The 16,500-nt window shown below is 69.9% G+C and carries 13 protein-coding genes and 2 pseudogenes; 9 read left to right on the forward strand and 6 right to left on the reverse strand.

The features are described 5' to 3' along the window. Positions 1-262: 262 nt before the first annotated feature. On the reverse strand, positions 263-2,308 hold the full coding sequence (locus MSPGM_RS00085; RefSeq protein ID WP_003601029.1) for a PAS domain-containing hybrid sensor histidine kinase/response regulator: 2,046 nt from the start codon (positions 2,306-2,308) through the stop codon (positions 263-265). Further along, a complete protein-coding gene (locus MSPGM_RS00090) occupies positions 2,308-3,834 on the reverse strand; it encodes an ATPase domain-containing protein (RefSeq protein WP_012751946.1) in 1,527 nt (508 codons plus the stop codon). Before MSPGM_RS00090 ends, MSPGM_RS00085 begins: the two co-directional genes overlap by 1 nt. Between MSPGM_RS00090 and MSPGM_RS00095 the strand changes: the two genes are divergently transcribed. Beyond that, on the forward strand, positions 3,770-4,192 hold the full coding sequence (locus MSPGM_RS00095; protein WP_209688736.1) for a hypothetical protein: 423 nt from the start codon (positions 3,770-3,772) through the stop codon (positions 4,190-4,192). The genes MSPGM_RS00090 and MSPGM_RS00095 overlap by 65 nt on opposite strands. 28 nt (positions 4,193-4,220) lie before the next feature. Continuing rightward, on the forward strand, positions 4,221-5,426 hold the full coding sequence (locus MSPGM_RS00100; protein WP_003601025.1) for a DUF2252 family protein: 1,206 nt from the start codon (positions 4,221-4,223) through the stop codon (positions 5,424-5,426). 30 nt (positions 5,427-5,456) lie between these two features. Here the strand turns inward: MSPGM_RS00100 and MSPGM_RS00105 are convergent. The 3 genes and pseudogenes from MSPGM_RS00105 to MSPGM_RS00115 all read right to left on the reverse strand — a co-directional run. Continuing rightward, positions 5,457-6,454 (reverse strand): annotated as a pseudogene (locus MSPGM_RS00105) (SDR family oxidoreductase). A gap of 122 nt (positions 6,455-6,576) precedes the next feature. Further along, on the reverse strand, positions 6,577-7,263 hold the full coding sequence (locus MSPGM_RS00110; RefSeq protein ID WP_012751948.1) for a GntR family transcriptional regulator: 687 nt from the start codon (positions 7,261-7,263) through the stop codon (positions 6,577-6,579). A gap of 5 nt (positions 7,264-7,268) precedes the next feature. Continuing rightward, positions 7,269-7,640 (reverse strand): annotated as a pseudogene (locus MSPGM_RS00115) (malonate transporter subunit MadM); the annotation flags it as partial. Positions 7,641-7,910: 270 nt separating this feature from the next. Between MSPGM_RS00115 and mdcA the strand changes: the two are divergent. The 7 genes from mdcA to MSPGM_RS00150 all read left to right on the forward strand — a co-directional run bounded on the left by mdcA (position 7,911) and on the right by MSPGM_RS00150 (position 13,939). Continuing rightward, the gene (gene mdcA, locus MSPGM_RS00120) at positions 7,911-9,557 is read left to right on the forward strand and encodes a malonate decarboxylase subunit alpha (protein WP_261926054.1); all 1,647 of its coding nucleotides are present in this window, start codon (positions 7,911-7,913) and stop codon (positions 9,555-9,557) included. A gap of 7 nt (positions 9,558-9,564) precedes the next feature. After that, the gene (gene mdcC / locus MSPGM_RS00125) at positions 9,565-9,873 is read left to right on the forward strand and encodes a malonate decarboxylase acyl carrier protein (RefSeq protein ID WP_003601015.1); all 309 of its coding nucleotides are present in this window, start codon (positions 9,565-9,567) and stop codon (positions 9,871-9,873) included. A 2-nt stretch (positions 9,874-9,875) separates the two neighbouring features. Beyond that, positions 9,876-10,808: a biotin-independent malonate decarboxylase subunit beta gene (locus MSPGM_RS00130; protein ID WP_003601014.1), complete on the forward strand. Its 933-nt coding sequence runs from the start codon at positions 9,876-9,878 to the stop codon at positions 10,806-10,808. Beyond that, positions 10,795-11,511 carry a biotin-independent malonate decarboxylase subunit gamma gene (gene mdcE, locus MSPGM_RS00135; RefSeq protein WP_003601012.1) on the forward strand — a complete coding sequence of 239 codons (717 nt, stop codon included), beginning with the start codon at positions 10,795-10,797 and terminating at the stop codon, positions 11,509-11,511. Before MSPGM_RS00130 ends, mdcE begins: the two co-directional genes overlap by 14 nt. Continuing rightward, on the forward strand, positions 11,504-12,163 hold the full coding sequence (gene mdcG / locus MSPGM_RS00140) for a malonate decarboxylase holo-[acyl-carrier-protein] synthase (RefSeq protein WP_012751949.1): 660 nt from the start codon (positions 11,504-11,506) through the stop codon (positions 12,161-12,163). The genes mdcE and mdcG overlap by 8 nt, the downstream gene beginning before the upstream one ends. 61 nt (positions 12,164-12,224) lie before the next feature. Beyond that, complete coding sequence (mdcB, locus tag MSPGM_RS00145; protein ID WP_261926422.1) at positions 12,225-13,019, forward strand: triphosphoribosyl-dephospho-CoA synthase MdcB; 795 nt, start codon at positions 12,225-12,227, stop codon at positions 13,017-13,019. Then, complete coding sequence (locus MSPGM_RS00150; RefSeq protein WP_003607003.1) at positions 13,016-13,939, forward strand: acyltransferase domain-containing protein; 924 nt, start codon at positions 13,016-13,018, stop codon at positions 13,937-13,939. The genes mdcB and MSPGM_RS00150 overlap by 4 nt, the downstream gene beginning before the upstream one ends. Before the next feature lie 137 nt (positions 13,940-14,076). Here MSPGM_RS00150 and gspD read toward each other — a convergent pair whose 3' ends face one another. Beyond that, positions 14,077-16,455, reverse strand: a complete 2,379-nt coding sequence (gene gspD, locus MSPGM_RS00155; RefSeq protein WP_012751951.1) for a type II secretion system secretin GspD — start codon at positions 16,453-16,455, stop codon at positions 14,077-14,079. Positions 16,456-16,500 lie beyond the last annotated feature (45 nt).

Genomic DNA, 16,500 nt, shown 5'->3' on the forward strand with positions numbered 1-16,500 from the left:
CTTCCCCGAGAAGCGCACCGCTGAACACGAAACGGGGCGGTAGCAATCGCCCGAACCACATCCAGTCGGCCATTCAAGAATTCTGTTAAGGATGTTTGTTTACCGAAAGGTTACCGGCGCGGATTCGCTCAAGCCTTGGAGCGTGACGCAATCCTGCATTTCCGACCTCGTTCGACTGTCGAAAACTTGAGGGCGCTGGCGGGCCCGTCCTGCTTGGCGCTGACAGGTCCGGTGATCGGTCCGTGCGACGGCCCCGGAACCGTCAGGCCCTTTCGCCGCCGAGCACGAGGCGGAGCGACCGGGCGAGTTCGTCGCGCCGGTAGGGCTTGTTGAGCACCGGAAGCTCACCCTGGCCGATCACCTGCCCCTCATCGAGATTCGCTACATAGCCCGAGGTCAGCAGGATCTTAATGTCCGGGCGCACCCGCCGCGCCTCGACGGCGAGTTGCGAGCCGTTCATGCCGCCGGGCATGACGACGTCCGAGAACAGGATATCGATCCGCTCGACGCCATGCAGATGCTCCAGCGCCTCGGCCGCGTTGCGGGTGACGATGACCCGATAGCGCAGCTCCTCCAGGCTCTCGACGGCCATGCCGAGCACCTGTTCGTCGTCCTCGACCAGCAGCACCGTCTCGCCCTCCCCGGCCCGACGCAGCGGGATGGCGCCGACCGGTCCGGGCCCGATCTCCTCGCCGGCCGGGTCGGTCGAGCGCGGGAAGTACAGGCTGACCGTCGTGCCTTTGCCGACCTCCGATTCGATCTGCGCGAACCCCTTGGCGCTGCGGGTGAAGCCGTAGACCTGGCTGAGCCCAAGGCCGGTGCCCTTGCCGACCTCCTTGGTGGTGAAGAACGGCTCGAAGACGCGTTGAAGCTTGTCGGGCGGGATGCCGCTGCCGGTGTCCGTCACCGAGATGACGACGTAAGGGCCCGGCGGAACGCCCCGGTCCGCGACCGCCGCCGTACCGAGCCGGACGTTGCGGCTCGTGACCGCGATGCGGGCGTGGCCCCCCCTGCCCTCCAGGGCGTCGCGCGCGTTCACGATCAGGTTCAGCACGGCCGACTCAAACTGGGCCGGATCGATGCGGATCGGGTCGAGGGCCGGGTCGAGATCGAAGGCCAGCTCGACGGCACCGGTCGCCGCGCGCTCGGCGAGCGGCCGGAAGTCCAGCAGCAGCCGGTTCGGATTGAGCGTCTGCGGCCGCAGCATCTGGCGGCGCGAGAAGGCGAGGAGCTGCTGCGTGAGCTGCTCGCCGCGGCGCGCCGCACCCATAGCCGCTTCGGCCAGCCGCTTTACGCGGTCGGGTTGGTCGGGACGGCGCAGCATCATGTCGAGGCCGCCGACGATGACGGTGAGCAGGTTGTTGAAATCGTGCGCGACACCGCCCGTGAGCTGGCCGATCGCCTCCATCTTCTGGGCTTGGCGCAGCGCCTCCTCCGTGACGTGCTGATCCGTGCGGTCCATCAGGATGCCGGCGATCCGCTCCGGCCTATCGGCCTCGCCGGATTTGACCCGCCCCCGCATCGCAATCCAGCGCACCGCTCCATCCGCGCGCCGGATGCGGCATTCGAGATCGAGCCGGCCCGTCTTGGGAACACTCGCGAAGGCGTCCTCGGCCGTCTCGCGGTCTTCGTCGACGACATGGGCCAGGAATGTCTCGCGGTCCCAGGACTGTCCTGTGTCCGCGTAGCCGAAGACGGCATCGAAGCGGGGCGAGCGGCGATGGGTTCCGGCGGCGTAGTCGATGTCCCACGAACTCATGCCGGCGGCATCGAGCGCGAAGGCGAGGGTCTCGTGGGCGGTCTCGACCTCCCGCGTCCGCTCGGCGACACGGCGCTCCAACTCCTCGTTGGCCAGCCGGAGTTGCTCCTGCGCACGCTCCCGCTCCAGCAGATGCTGCCGGGCCTGGTATTGGCGGCGGCGCGCACGCAGGGACGAGACGACCGCGCTGGTCAGAGTCTCGGCGTTGATCGGGCGTTCCAGCAGAACCACGTTGCCGAGCCGCCGCAGCAATTCCGCCGCGCTCTGGGTGCGACGGCCGGCTTGGCGCGTCGCCAGCACGATGAAGGGGAAGTCCGACCAGGGCTGTTGCGCATCGAGCCAAGCGAACACGTCCGCCGTGTCGCCGTCGGCCAGAGCCTCCTCGGTCACGAGCGCAGTTCCGGCCCCCTCGCGCAGCCCCGTCAACCACTCCGCGACGTTCGCGCAGACCGTGGCGTGAATGCCCGAGCGGTCCAGCACCCCCTCGATCACCGCGGCATCGCGCCCGCGAGGTGTCAGGATCAGGACGCGCTCCTCGGTGGATGCCATCAAGCGCCGTCCCCGGTCTCACTCGGCCCCTTCAGCATCTCGACCCGCCCGCGATAGGCCGGCAGGCCGGTGAGCACGCCCTCGAAATCGCTCAACGCCTCGCCGACCCGAAGCCCGTCGGTCGAGAGCCTCAACTCACGGATCGTCCGCTCGTGCGGATTGACGCGGCTCTTCACCACCGACAGCGCCGTGCGGATCTCACCGCTCGCTTCGAAGAACCGGAACAGCAGGATGCAGTCGCTGAGGTAGCTCAGGTCGATGTCGGTCCGAACCTCGCCGATCACGCCGTGCTGCCCGAGCACAAGGAGCGTGGTGACGCCCTTCTGGTTCAGATAGCTCAGGAGTTCGTGCATCTGCAGGATGAGGTGCTCTTCACCCGGCATCGCGTGCAGGTAAGCGTTCAGGCTGTCGACGGCGACGAAGGTGGAGCCGCGCTCCTCGACGGCCTGTCGGACGATCGAGGCGAACTCTCCCGGTGAGAGCTCCGCCGGGTCGATCTGCATGATGGTCAGCCGCCCGGTCCCAAGATGCGGCCGCAGATCCATGCCGAGCAGGGTGGCCCGGGCGATCATCGTCGCGAGCCCTTCGTCGAACAGGTAGTACGTCGCCGTCTCGCCCCGTTCGAGCGCGGCCAACATGCAGCGCAATCCGGTCGTGGTCTTGCCGACGCCGGAAGGGCCGAGCAGGAGCGTGTTGGTGCCGGGCACGAGGCCGCCGCCCAGCAGCAGGTCCAGTTCATCCGAGCCCGTCGATTGCGCCGTCGGATCGAAGGTCGCGCGATGCTCGGCCGCAATGAGTCGTGGAAAGATCTGGACGCCGCCGGTCTCCAGCACGAAGTCGTGGTAGCCGCCCCGGAACTTGATGCCGCGCATCTTCACGATCCGCAGGCGTCGGCGCTCGGAGCCGAACTCGCGCGGGTTCTGGTCGAGGGAGATTACCCCGTGCGCGATACTGTGGAGCTGGAGGTCGCCCGCCTCCGAAGTGCGGTCATCGAGCATCAACACGGTGCAGGCGCGCTTGGCGAAGAACTGCTTCAGCGCGAGGATCTGGCGCCGGTAGCGCAGCGGGTTCTGGGCCAGCAGGCGCAGCTCCGAGAGGCTGTCGAACACCACGCGTTCGGGCTTGAGACTCTCGACCCGCGCCATGACCTCCCTGACCGTCTCGCCGAGCTCGATCTCGGACGGGTGCAGGATTGATTGCTCGCTGTCGGGGTCGAGCCCCATCTCGTTGACGAGCTCGTAGAGTTCGATGCCGTCGAGCGACCAGCCGTGGCTCAGGGCCGCGGCGCGCAGCTCGTCCGCCGTTTCCGACAGCGTCACGTAGAGGCTGCGTCCCTTCCGGGCCGCGCCTTCGAGCAGGAATTGCAGCGCGAGTGTCGTCTTTCCGGTGCCGGGCGTCCCTTCCAGAAGGTAGAGCCGATCGGGCGTCAGGCCGCCGCAGAGAACCTCGTCCAAGCCCGATATGCCGGTCGAGATCCTGGTCTCGGAACCGGATCGGGTGCTTGTCGTGCTCATCGCCTCGTTCATCGGCTCGGACGCCGCTCCTGTACTGTTATGGCCCATCTCGCATGGACGCTCACCGGGCGCCCCACAAACCTGCGTCAGCGCCGGGGATAACGCACGGGCGGCGCGTTCCGATCACTTCCTTAGCGTGTCGGGCGCTACTCTTCCAACGACCCCTGTCGCAGCCATTCAAACCGGTTTGTCCGTCGGCGTCTCCCTCTCGAATGCTATCGAAATTGCTTTTTCCCGCGCATCGACCGGCTCGTCCATGCTCGGCTCGGCGTGCTGGCACGTTTTAGGTGCGACGGTAATCCACAGCGGAGACGATGAGCCGCGCTCCGCTCACCGCCGTGAGCGCGTTGACGCTGAAAGCGGGCGCTGAGCGCCGAACGATCGAATGAAGGTGATTGATGCTCGTGAACGGAGCCTATGGTCCTGAGGAACGTGCTTTGGTGCTGGAGCGGCAACGCACCCTCAAAATGGCCCAATCGGCCCACGCCTATGTCCGGGGCAATACCCTGAAGTTCTACGAGTGGCTCGAGGGTCTCACCCGCGGCACCCTGCCGGAGGGACCGCCGGTCTGGATCTGCGGTGATTGCCATCTCGGAAATCTTGGGCCCCTGGCCGATGCCGACGGCCGCGTCGACATCCAGATCCGCGATCTCGACCAGACCGTCATCGGCAACCCGACGCATGACCTCGTGCGCCTCGGGCTGTCGCTCGCCAGCGCCGCGCGCGGCTCCGACCTCCCCGGTGTGGTGACGGCGCGAATGCTGGAACAGATGCTTCTGGGCTACGCCGCGGGGCTGGGACAGAACGAGACGAACCGGGAGCCCTCCGAACCGGACGCGGTGCGCTCGGTCCGCCGCCGGGCCCTCGGGCGTCATTGGAAGCACCTCGCGCGCGAGCGCCTGAAGGGCGTAGAGCCGGCGATTCCGCTCGGGCGCAAGTTCTGGAAGCTCGATACGGAGGAGCGCGAGGCCCTCGATGGGGTCTTTCAGGAAGACGCGGTGCGTCACCTCGTGTTGGCCCTGAACGGGCGCAGCGACGAGGCCGAGATCCGCCTGATCGACGCAGCCTACTGGATGAAGGGATGCAGCTCGCTTGGCTTCCTGCGCTACGCTGCGCTCGTCGGCATCACCGAGCCCGGGAACAAGCGCCGGCTCGCGCTGGTGGACTTGAAGGAGGCGGTGGCGCCGGCCGCGCCGACCGCGCCCGGTGTGGCGATGCCCTCCGAGCCGGCCGAACGGGTGGTGGCCGGCGCGCGGGCCCTATCGCCGAATCTGGGCGAACGCATGCTGCCGGTTCGGCTGCTGGGCAAGTCGGCCGTGATGCGCGAACTCGCGCCGCAGGACCTGAAGCTCGACGTCGATCAGTTCGGACGTGAGGAGGCGGTCCGCGCGGCGCATTACCTCGCCCATGTCGTCGGAAAGGCGCATGGCCGGCAGATGGATGCCGAGACGCGCGCGGCCTGGCGGACCGAGATCACGCGTGGCAACGACGTGGACGAGGGGGCGCCCTCCTGGCTCTGGTCCAGCGTGGTCGAACTCGCCGGGCGCCACGAGGTCGGATACCTGCAGCATTGCCGCCGCTACGCCGGCCAGGAGGCGGCCTGACGCCGGGACGGGTCGTCCCGGCGTCCGATCTCAGGGTCGGCGCCGGGCGCTCTTTCCTCCCAGCACCAGGGCCGCCGTCGCGGCCAGGCCCGCAGCGAGCCCGGCCGTCGCGAGCGGGTGCAGGGTCGCACGGGTATAGGCGCTGCTGCGCATGACGTAGATCGGCGGATCGCCCCGTTCACGGCCGGCCCCCTGCGGTGCGTGCAGCGCTCCCTTCGGGTTCCTCGGCGGTTCGGCCCGCTTCTGCTGGGCGATGATGGCCGATGCAAGCTCATCGTAGGCCCCCGGCGCGAACTCCTTGCCCATGACGAAGAGCTTGCCGCCGCCACCCACGAAGATGTCCCGCTGCGGATGGACCGCGGCGTGCAGGATCGCGTTGGCGACCTCCTTCGGGGATAGATCGGCGGCGGCAGCGTCGGCTCGCGATCCATGTAGTTGCGGGCCCGGTTCGGCAGCGGCGTGTCGATGGAGGCGGGCTTCACCAGCGTGACCGAAACCGGCGCGCCCTCGGCGATCAGTTCCATGCGGAGCGTATCGGTGAAGCCCTTCACCGCATGTTTCGACGTGGCGTAGAGGCCCTGGAACGGGAAGGCGAGGTCGGAGGCGATGCTGCCGACATTGACGATGGCGCCGCCCCGGCCGCGCAGATGCTCGGCGGCGATCAGCGAGCCGTACACCGTCCCCCACAGGTTGGTCTGGATCAGCCGCTCGTGGTCCTCAATAGCGATCTTGCGAAGCGGTCCGTAGACGGTGAGGCCGGCGACGTTGACCCAGGTGTCGAAGCCACCGAACGTAGCGACGGCATGGTCGGCGATGGCCTGGACATCCTCCCGCCGGCCGACATCTGCGACGACGTAGGTGGCGCGTGTCCCGAACTCCGCGGCGATGTCCGCCAGCACATCCTCGCTGCGGGCGGCAAGCACGACGCGAGCACCGCGCCGTGCGGCCATGCGCGCCGTCGCGAGCCCAATGCCGCTGGACGCGCCGGTGATCACGATGACCTGTTCGTTCAGCGGCTTGTGACCCATTCCAAATGTCTCCCATCCTGCCGCGTCGATGCGGCAGCGATGGGGGTACGCGCGACGGGACGAACTGTTTCGGCCCGCGCGCAAACCGCGCAGGCCGCAGACGTCGGGACACGTCCCGGCACTCAATCGCTCGCGTGGTCGGCTACGTAGCGGCCGAGTGCGCTCGCCGCATTGAGCATGTGGGCCCGCATCCGCCGCGCCGCGGCATCACCGTCGCCCTCCGCGATAGCCTGAAGGATCTCGCCGTGCTCGGCGCGGGAGCGCAGGATGCGCTCGCCCTGGCGCAGTTGCGTCCGGCGGAAAGCCGACAGGCGCGAGCGGATCGCGAGCGCCTGCTCGGCCATGAAGCCATTATGGGTCCCGCGGTACAGGGCTTCGTGGAAGGCGCGGTTGAGGGCGTCGTAGGTGTCGTAGTCCTGGGCCGCCACCGGCTCGGCCGATTGCTCGTGCAGGTCCATCAGCGCGCTGAGTTCGAGCGGCGTCATCCGGTAGGTGGCGAGCCGCACGCACAGGGCCTCGAACTCGGCGGTGGTCTCGAACATTTCCATGATCCGCTCCGGCGTCATGCGGGTGACGACGACGCCGCGCCGGGGGCGCATCTCGACCAGACCGCTTGAGGCGAGTTGGCGCAGGGCTTCGCGGACGGGGGTGCGCGAGGCGCCGAAACGGTCGGCAAGATCCTGCTCGTCCAGCGCAATGCCCGCCGCGAGGACACCGGAGGCGATCTCGTCCGTCAGGGCATTGCGGATCTGGTCGGAGAGGAGGCCGCGTCCCTCGGCCATGCCGTCCATCGCGCCGCCCTCGCCCATCCGCATCACCCCACCAAAGCCCGTACGATCCGGAACAGCAGCAACGGGCCGACGAGGCGGCCGATGCCGGTGTGGAAGGCCGCGGTCAACGCACCAAAGGGCTCGAGCTTCGGATCGGTGGCCGCGAGCCCGCCGGCGACACCGCTGACCGTCCCCATCAGCCCGCCATAGGCCATCGCCGAGTGCGGGTTGTCGAGGCCGATCAGCCACGCGACAAGGGGTGTCCCCACCATCACCCTCACCGCCTTGGTGACGCCCGTGGCGATCGAGAGCGCCATCACGGTCGAGTCGGCGCCGCGGAGGCCCGCCTCGATCACGTCCACCTCGAAGGCGGTGGCAACGATGGCGAAGTCCCGCAGCATCGCCCCGCCCATCAGGATCGGGCGCCCCCCCCGCGGAACCGCCGACGGCTCGACCGGCTTCGACCCCCGTATTCGGCTTCTCGCGCGCCTACGGCATGCAGCGATCACCCGGCGCGTCCTTCCTGTATTCAGGGCTTTGTTTTTGTTGCCCTACCGTATGCAATTTATTGACAAGGGCGCAAGCCAGAATACAAAGAACCGCATTGCGGCGGCTCTCAATATACGGCGACGGTCGGTGCACCGGCCGGCGTATGCGCAGCCAGGCCATCACAGGGAGCGGACCGGATGAGCGGTTGGGGTCGAGAACGGGCGGCCCGCGATGCGCGGATCGAGGCGGGTCGGGCCCACGCCGCGGGCAAGATCGTGACGGCGGCCAACGTGGTGGCTCTCCTGGAGGCGATCCTTCAGCCCGACGACCGGGTCTGTCTGGAGGGCGACAACCAGAAGCAGGCGGATTGCCTCGCGCGGGGCTTGAGCCAGTGCGACCCCGCCCGCGTGCACGATCTGCACATGGTCCAGTCCGGCATCGTGCTACCCGAGCATCTCGACATCTTCGAGCAGGGGATCGCGCGGCGCCTCGACTATTCCTATTCGGGGCCGCAGGGTGCGCGCATCGCCCGCATGCTCTATGGCGGTCATATCGAGCTCGGGGCGGTGCACACCTATCTCGAGCTGTTCGCCCGTTACTTCGTCGATCTGACCCCGAACGTGGCGCTGATCGCCGGCGTCTCGGCCGATCGGGACGGCAACCTCTATACCGGGCCGAACACCGAGGACACGCCGACCGTGGTGGAGGCGACCGCCTTCAAGAACGGCGTGGTGGTGGCGCAGGTCAACGAGATCGTCGATCGCGTGCCCCGCGTCGACATCCCCGGCGACCGGATCGACTTCGTGGTCGAGGCCGACAGGCCGTTCTACGTCGAGCCGTTGTTCACCCGCGATCCGGCGGCGATGACGGAGACGCAGATCCTGATGGCCATGATGGCGATCAAGGGGATCTACGCCGAGTACGGCATCCGCCGGCTCAACCACGGCATCGGTTTCGGCACGGCGGCGATCGAATTGCTGCTGCCGACCTATGCCGAGCGGCTCGGCTTGAAGGGCCAGATCGCCACCCACTGGGCGCTCAACCCGCATCCGACCCTGATCCCGGCGATCGAATCGGGCTGGGTGAAACAGGTTCACTGCTTCGGCTCCGAAGTCGGCATGGACCGCTACATCCGCGAGCGCTCCGACATCTTCTTCACCGGCGCGGACGGTTCGCTCCGCTCAAACCGGGCCTTCTGCCAGACGGCCGGGCTCTATGCCTGCGACCTGTTCATCGGCTCGACCCTGCAGATCGACTTGGCCGGTCATTCCTCGACGGTCACGCAGAACCGCGTGGCCGGCTTTGGCGGCGCGCCGAACATGGGCTCGGACCCGCATGGACGGCGCCACCCCTCCGACACCTGGATGAAAGCGGGGCGCGAGGCGCAGGTCACGGGCGATCCCGCCCTGATGCGCGGGCGCAAACTCGTGGTGCAGATCGTCGAAACCTTCGGCGAGGGGTTGGTGCCGGCCTTCGTCGAACGGCTCGACGCGCTCGAACTGGCGCATAAGATCGGCTTGGAGCTGGCTCCGGTGATGGTCTACGCCGACGACGTCACCCACATCGTCACCGAGGAAGGCATCGCCAACCTCCTGCTCTGTCGCACCGTCGACGAGCGCGAACAGGCGATCCGTGGGGTGGCCGGCTACACCGAGATCGGCCGCGGGCGTGACCGAGCCATGGTCGAGCGTCTGCGCCAGCGTGGCATCGTGCGCCGTCCGGAGGATCTCGGTATCGAACCCCTCGATGCCGACCGCTCCCTGCTCGCGGCGCGCTCGATCAAGGATCTCGTGCACTGGTCCGGCGGGCTCTACGAGCCGCCGGCGAAGTTCCGAAATTGGTGAGGCCGCGATGGAAAAGCTGAGCTTCCGACACACGACGCAGCGGGCCCTGGCCGGCGCGAAGGCCCAGGCCATCACCGGCGTGGTCGCCTCCGGCAACCTCGAAGTGCTGCTGGAGCGCGCGCTGCCCCCGACCGAGTGCACCGTCGAGATCGAGACGCCGATTCGCGGCTACGGCGAGGTCTGGGCGGCGGTGGTCGCGGACTTCGTCTCCCGCGCCCAGCCCGGCGGCCTGCGCATCACGATCAATGACGGCGGCGCGCGCCCCGACACCGTGTCCCTGCGCCTGCTCCAGGGCGCCCGGCTAATGGAGGTCTGACGATGAGCGAACGGACCATCGACCCGGCCGCCAAGGGCTGGGCGACAAGCTGGTACGAGGCGAGCGCCCGCGCACGGCTCGACGGCCTGCTGGATGCGGGCAGTTTTCGTGAGGTCATCGGCCCCGAGCAGCGCCGGATGAGCCCGCACCTGCCTCTGTTCGACCTGCCGCGGGCCTTCGATGACGGCATGATCGTCGGCTCGGGCCGCCTCGACGGCAAGCCGGTCCTCGTCGCCGCGCAGGAGGGCCGCTTCATGGGCGGTGCCTTCGGCGAAGTGCACGGCGCCAAGCTCGTCGGCCTGCTGCGCGCCGCCCTGGCGCTGAAGCCGGACGCCGTGCTGATCCTGTTCGATACGGGCGGCGTGCGCCTGCAGGAGGCCAATGCCGGCGAGACCGCGATCGCCGAGGTGATGCGCGCGATCGTGCAACTGCGCGCGGCCGGCGTGCCGGTGATCGGGCTGATCGGCGGCCGGGCCGGGGCCTATGGCGGCGGCGGCCTGATCGCGGGCACCTGCTCGCGGCTCGTCGTCTCCGAGGGCGGGCGCATCTCGGTCTCGGGGCCGGAGGTGATCGAGACCAACAAGGGGGCGGAGGAATTCGATTCCCGCGACCGTGCCCTCGTCTGGCGCACCATGGGCGGCAAGCACCGCCGCCTCATCGGCGGCGCCGATGCCTATGCCGACGACACCGTCGCGGCCTTCCGCCAAGCGGCCCTGGACCAGATCGGGCGGGCCCCGGCCTTCGACCTCGCCACGCTGGAGGCGGAGCAGGCGCGGTTGGAACAGCGCCTCACGCGCTTCGGCGATTGCCGCGACGGGACCGAGATCTGGGCGCGGCTCGGGGTGAACGATCCTGAGGCGGTGCCGGCCCTGACCACGGCCGCATTCGACACCCTGCTCGCCAGCCTGGGAGAGACGACCCATGACGCTCGCTGAGATCCTGGCCTCGCTGTTTCCGGAGGGTCATTCCGTGACCGTCGCGGACGGACTCGTGAACGGCGAGGGTCCGTTCCGGGACGGCCGGCTGGCGGTGATCGGCATCGACGGCGACACGGCGCTCGGCGTCGACGGCGCCTGCCGACTCGCGGGCTACGTGCTCGACGTGGTGCGCCGGGGCGGTGCCACCCCGATCCTGGTGGCGATCGATTCCGACAGCCAGCGCATGAGCCGGCGCGACGAGTTGCTCGGCCTCAACGAGTACCTCGCTCACCTCGCCAAGACGCTGCTGCTCGCCGACGCGCAGGGTCACCCCACCGTCGGCCTGATCTACGGCCATTCGGCGGCGGGCGCCTTCATCGCCACGGCCCTCGCCACCCGCGTCCTCGTCGGCCTGCCGGGGGCGAACCCGAGCGTGATGGACCTGCCTTCCGTCGCGCGCGTGACGAAGCTGCCCCTCGACCGGCTGGAGGCGATGGCGAAGGACACGCCCGTCTTCGCGCCGGGTCTCGACAACATGGTGCGCACCGGCGCGGTGCAGGCGGTGCTTGACCCCGAGCGGTCGCTGGCAGAGCAGATCGCCGCCGTGATCGACGCGCTGCCCGCCGAGGATACCCGCGACCGGGCCGGACGCGAGCGCGGCGGACGACCGGTGGCCGAGGCGATCGCCGCGCAGGTGGTGCGGGAGGCCGCTTTTGGCTGAGGCGCACCGGCGCCATGACCTCCTCGACGTCGAGCCGGGAGCCTGGGCCGCTGCCGTGATCGCGCGGGCGGATCTCGCAGAGGTGCCGCACGTCGCGGCGTGGGTGAATGACGGCCGGCCGGTCATCCTGCGCCGCTCGCATCCGGGAGAGGATGCGGGCCGCGTGCCGGTCGGCCTGCCCCTGCCGCCCCGCGACGGCAAGCGCCGCATCGGCCTCGCCCTCCCGCCGGACGCGATCCGCCCCCGCGCGCCCGTCCTCCTGTCCGAGGCGCGCGCTGCATGCCCGCCGTCCTGGGCGGCGACGCTCGAAGCGCTGATCGCCCTCGGCGAGCGCCATGGCCTCGCGCCGCGTCCTTTCGGAAGCCTGCTCTGGCAGAGCCTGACCGGCCTCCCCTACCTGTCCGAGGGGTCGGACCTCGATCTGCTCTGGCCGGTTCCCGGCGCGGTTCCCTCTCGGCTCATGGAGGGAATCGCGGCGATCGAGGCGCGGGCGCCGATGCGCCTTGATGGTGAGATCCTGCTGCCCGACGGGGGCGGCGTGAATTGGCGCGAACTGCACGGCGCCGGCCCCGGCGGAACGGTGCTGGTCAAGCACCGCGACCGCCTCGCCCTCCGCGAGGCCGCCGCCCTTCTCGCGGGAGATCCGGAATGAGCCCGCTCTCCGCGCTGCGAGCGCGTCCCCCGAGAATGACGGGTGCCCGGCGGCGGACGCGATCGCGCGTTCCGCGGCGACGGCGCTGCGGCTCGAACTCGAAACCTACCCGAAGCCGGGCCTCGTCAGCCATGTCGATCGCGGCAGCCATGCCGACATGGATGCGGACACCTTCCGGGCGAGCACAGTAGCGATCACGCCTTTCTTCCGCGCCCTCGCACTCGCCGGTGCGGCGGGCGCGCCGATGCCGGCTCTGCGCCGCATCGGCCTTGAGGCGGAGGCAGCGATGCGGGCGGCGACCGGCGGCGTGAACACCCATCGCGGCGCCATCTTCGGGCTCGGCCTCCTCTGCGCCGCGGCTGGCGCCCTGAAGCGGCCGGGGGCCGGTGCGCTCGGCGCCCTCGTCCGCGACCGCTACGGTTTGGCGATCCTCGACGGGCCGGTGCTGCTCCACGCGCCCGGCGCGCGGGCACGCCGCCGGCACGGCGTCGGCGGCGCGCCGGCCGAGGCCGCCGCCGGCTTTCCGAGCCTCTACCGGGTCGCCCTGCCGGCCCTGCGACGCGGCCGGCAGTGTCATCCCGGCGATGCGGAGGCCGCGCGGGTCGAAGCCTGCCTTGCCCTGATCGCGCATGTCGAGGACACGAACCTGCTGCATCGCGGCGGGACGGAGGGCTTTGCCTTCGCGCGGGGCGAGGCTGCGCGGTTCATCGCCGACGGCGGTGTGGCGCAGCCCCGGTGGCGCGCGCGCGCCGAGGCGCTGCATCGCGCCTTCGTCACCCGTAACCTCAGCCCCGGCGGCGCCGCCGACCTGCTCGCAATGACGCTGTTCGTGGAAAGCGTCGAGGCGTCCGCGTGACGCTCGCGGTGCTCCTCTCCGGCCAAGGCGGCCAGCATCCGGGGATGTTCGACCTCACCGCGGAATGGCCCGCGGCCGCGCCGGTTTTCGCGGCGGCCGAATGCGTTCTCGGACAAGACCCGCGGGCACTGGTCCGCATTCCGGGGGCGGATCTGCACGGGAACCGCACCGGGCAGATCCTCTGCTGCGTCGCCGCGCTGGCGGGCTGGACCCTCGTGCAGGCGGCGCACCCCGCCCGCACGATCGTTGCTGGCTACAGCATCGGCGATCTTGCCGCCTGGGGCTGCGCCGGCCGCTTCGACGCCGAGACGATCCTGCGCCTTGCCGCCACGCGCGCCGAGGCCATGGATGCAGCCGCCGGTGACGGCGCCAGCCTTGCCGGCATTCGGGGGTTGCCGATCGCGGCGATCGAGACCCTGGCGGCGGCGCAGGGCTGCGAACTCGCCATCCGCAACGCCAGCGACAGCGCGGTCATCGGCGGCCCGAGCCCGGCGCTCGAAGCACTCTGCGTCGAGGCGCTGGCGGCCGGTGCGCTGCGCGCCGTGGTTCTGCCGGTGCGCACCCCTTCGCATACGCCGCTGCTGCGCGAGGCGAGCCAGCGCTTCGAGGCGGCTCTCGCGGGATTGCAACCACTGCGGCCCCCGCCGGGCGCTCCCCGGCTCATCAGCGGCCTCGACGGCGCGCCCGTCTTCGACGTCCGAGCGGGTTTGTCGAAGCTCGCGCGTCAGATCTCGCACACCATCGACTGGGCGGCCTGCCTGGATGCCTGCCGGGAATATGGCTGCGACACCGTGCTGGAACTCGGCCCCGGCCATGCCCTCGCGACCATGGCCCGCAACGCGATCCCCGAGGCGCGGGTCCATGCCCTCGACGAATTCCGTTCGGCCTCCGGCGTCACCGAATGGATCGGGGGACGATGAGCGCGGTGCGATCCGCGGGCGCGTTCCGGCTTCCGCCAGCGTAATCCTTCACCGATCGCGGGATCTGAAACGGTCGGTCTGGCGGCTTTGAAGCGCGAGATTGTCCAAAGCTTGGGCGGGCCGAACTCCTCTGCGGATCAGTCGATCATCCGGCGCAGCACGCCGTCCGGCCCGATCGGCATGGCGGCCATCGGCAGGGGCGCCGGCACCGGGCGGATCGGCATCATCGCCCGGAACTGCTGGCGGAAATCCTCGGCGATGCGGTCGGCCTCGACGGTGCCGCGGATCACCTTCGGCCGGATGAACACGATCAGCTCCGTGCGCACGCGCCCGTCGATGCGGTTGCGGAAGGCGGGTCCGACGATCGGCAGGTCGCCCAGCACGGGCACGCTCTCGTTGGTGATCTGTGCCTTCTCCTGCACCATGCCGCCGATGGCGAGGCTGTGGCCGTCGTTTATCGCCACGCTGGTCGCGACCCGGCGCTGACGGATCGTCGGCGAGTTGATCTCCGAGGTCGTGGTCTTCACGACGTCGCTGACCTCCTGGTTGATGTCGAGCACCACGAGGCCGTTCTTGTTCACCCGCGGCGTCACCGACAGGATCACGCCGGTATCCTTCATCTCGATCTGGTTGAGGATCGGCGCACCCGCCGCGAACGCGCTCTGGCCGCTTTGGCGCACGATCGGCACCTGATCGCCGACCTGGAGCTTGGCGGTTCGGTTGTCGAGCACGGTGATGTTGGGCGAGGAGATGACGTTGACCCGCGTCACGCCCTGCAGGGCGTTGAGCACGACGTTGAAGTCGGAGGCGTTGAGCAGGTAGTTGAAGCCCGGCACGCCCCGCGCGGCGGCCTTGATCAGCGCGTCCGTGCCGCTCGTGCCCTGGGCGACGCTGCGGTTGGTGTCCGCCTGGGCCAGGTTGAAGCGCGAACCACTGTTCTTGAGGAACCACTGCACGCCGAACTGAAGCTCGTTGTTGAGCGTCACTTCGGCGATCACGGTCTCGAGCAGCACCTGCATCGGCATCGCGTCGAGCCGGCCGAGGATGCGCAGGATCTTGTCGTACTGGTTGCGGGTGGCCGAGATCACGAGGCTGTTGTTGGCCTCGTCGGCAACGACGCCGATGGCGTCGCGGCGGGCGCCGTAGGCCCCGCCATACCCCCCCGCCATGCCCGCCTCCGCACTGTAGCCGCCACCGTAGGCAGCCGGCGCGGCGCCGTACGCTGCGGGCAGGCCCCCGGTTCCGTCCATGCCGCCCATGGGGGACATGCCCCCCGCGGATCCCGTGCCGGGCATGGACCCGGTGCTTCCGTAGGCGCCCGTGCCTCCGGCACCGCCCGTCGCGGCGTCAGTCCCGTAGCCGGCGCCGTAAGGGGTACCCGCACCGGACTGTCCTGCCGAGCCGCTCAAGCCGCCATATCCCGAGCCGCCGGCGCCACCATATCCGGCTGAGAGTCCGCCTGGCATCGCGCCCGCGCCCTGGGCGAAGCCGCCGCCGAGGCCGGCCTGCGCGGCGCCGGAGCCCGACGAGACGTTCACGGGGGCGCCGGTTTCCGCCGCGACCACACCCTGAAGCACCGCCGCGAGTTCCCGGGCCGAGCGATTCTGGATGCGGTAGACGAAGAGCTGGCGCTCGCGCTCGGCCGCGAGCACCTCCATCTGCTCCAGCATCACGCGGGCGCGGTCGAGATAGACGGCGCGCGAGCTCACCACGAGGATGGCGCTCAGCGCCTCGTTGGGGATGAAGCGGATCACGTCCCCGGTGCCGGCGGCCTCGCCCCCGAACATCTGCGTCATGTCGCGGGCGAGCGTAACGGGGCTGGCGCTGCGCACCGGCAGCATCGCGGTGGACATGCCGCGCATCCAATCGACGTCGAACATCTCGATCGTCTGGCGCAGCGCGCGGATCTGGGTCGCGTCGCCGTTGAGGATCAGGAGATTGCGCGCCCGGTCGGCCCGCAGCACCACGTCGCGGGGTGCGACCGATGTCAGGATCGCCTGCATCTCGACCGCTGAGACCCAGCGCAGGGGCACGGCGACGGCGCCGGCTTCCGCGGCCGGGCCGCGCACTGCGCGCACGGCGTTCGGGTCGGTGGCGGCGGGGGCGATCTGGGCGATGCGTCCGCGGCGGCGCAGCACCAGCCCACGGCTCGCCAGCGCCGCCTCGAACATCTGCAGCAGCGCCTCGCGGGTGACCGCACCGCCGGTCTGGAGCGTGACGGTGCCGGTGGCCTGCGGATCGAGGGTGTAGCCGAGGCCCAGCGTGTCGGCGAGCACCGCCTTGGCGGCATTCGGCAGCGGGGCCTCGACGAGGTTGAGGCTGACGAGGCCGCCGGGGAGCGCCTGCGCCGCGGGAGCCTCCCCGGCGATGAACCGGTCGTTCCCGCGAAGGATGAAACCGCCCGAGGGCCGCGGGCCGTAGCCGGGCCCCGATAACGGCTCGGCGGCGAAGGCGGCGCCAGGCAGGCCGAGAGCCAGCCCGAACGTCAGCGCGAGGACATGTGCACGAATCGCCATGCCTCCGCTCGACCTCGATGCCGCTGGTTGCTGGTGGCGGTGACG

This window comes from Methylorubrum sp. GM97 (genome assembly GCF_024347855.1).
Taxonomy (GTDB): domain Bacteria; phylum Pseudomonadota; class Alphaproteobacteria; order Rhizobiales; family Beijerinckiaceae; genus Methylobacterium; species Methylobacterium extorquens.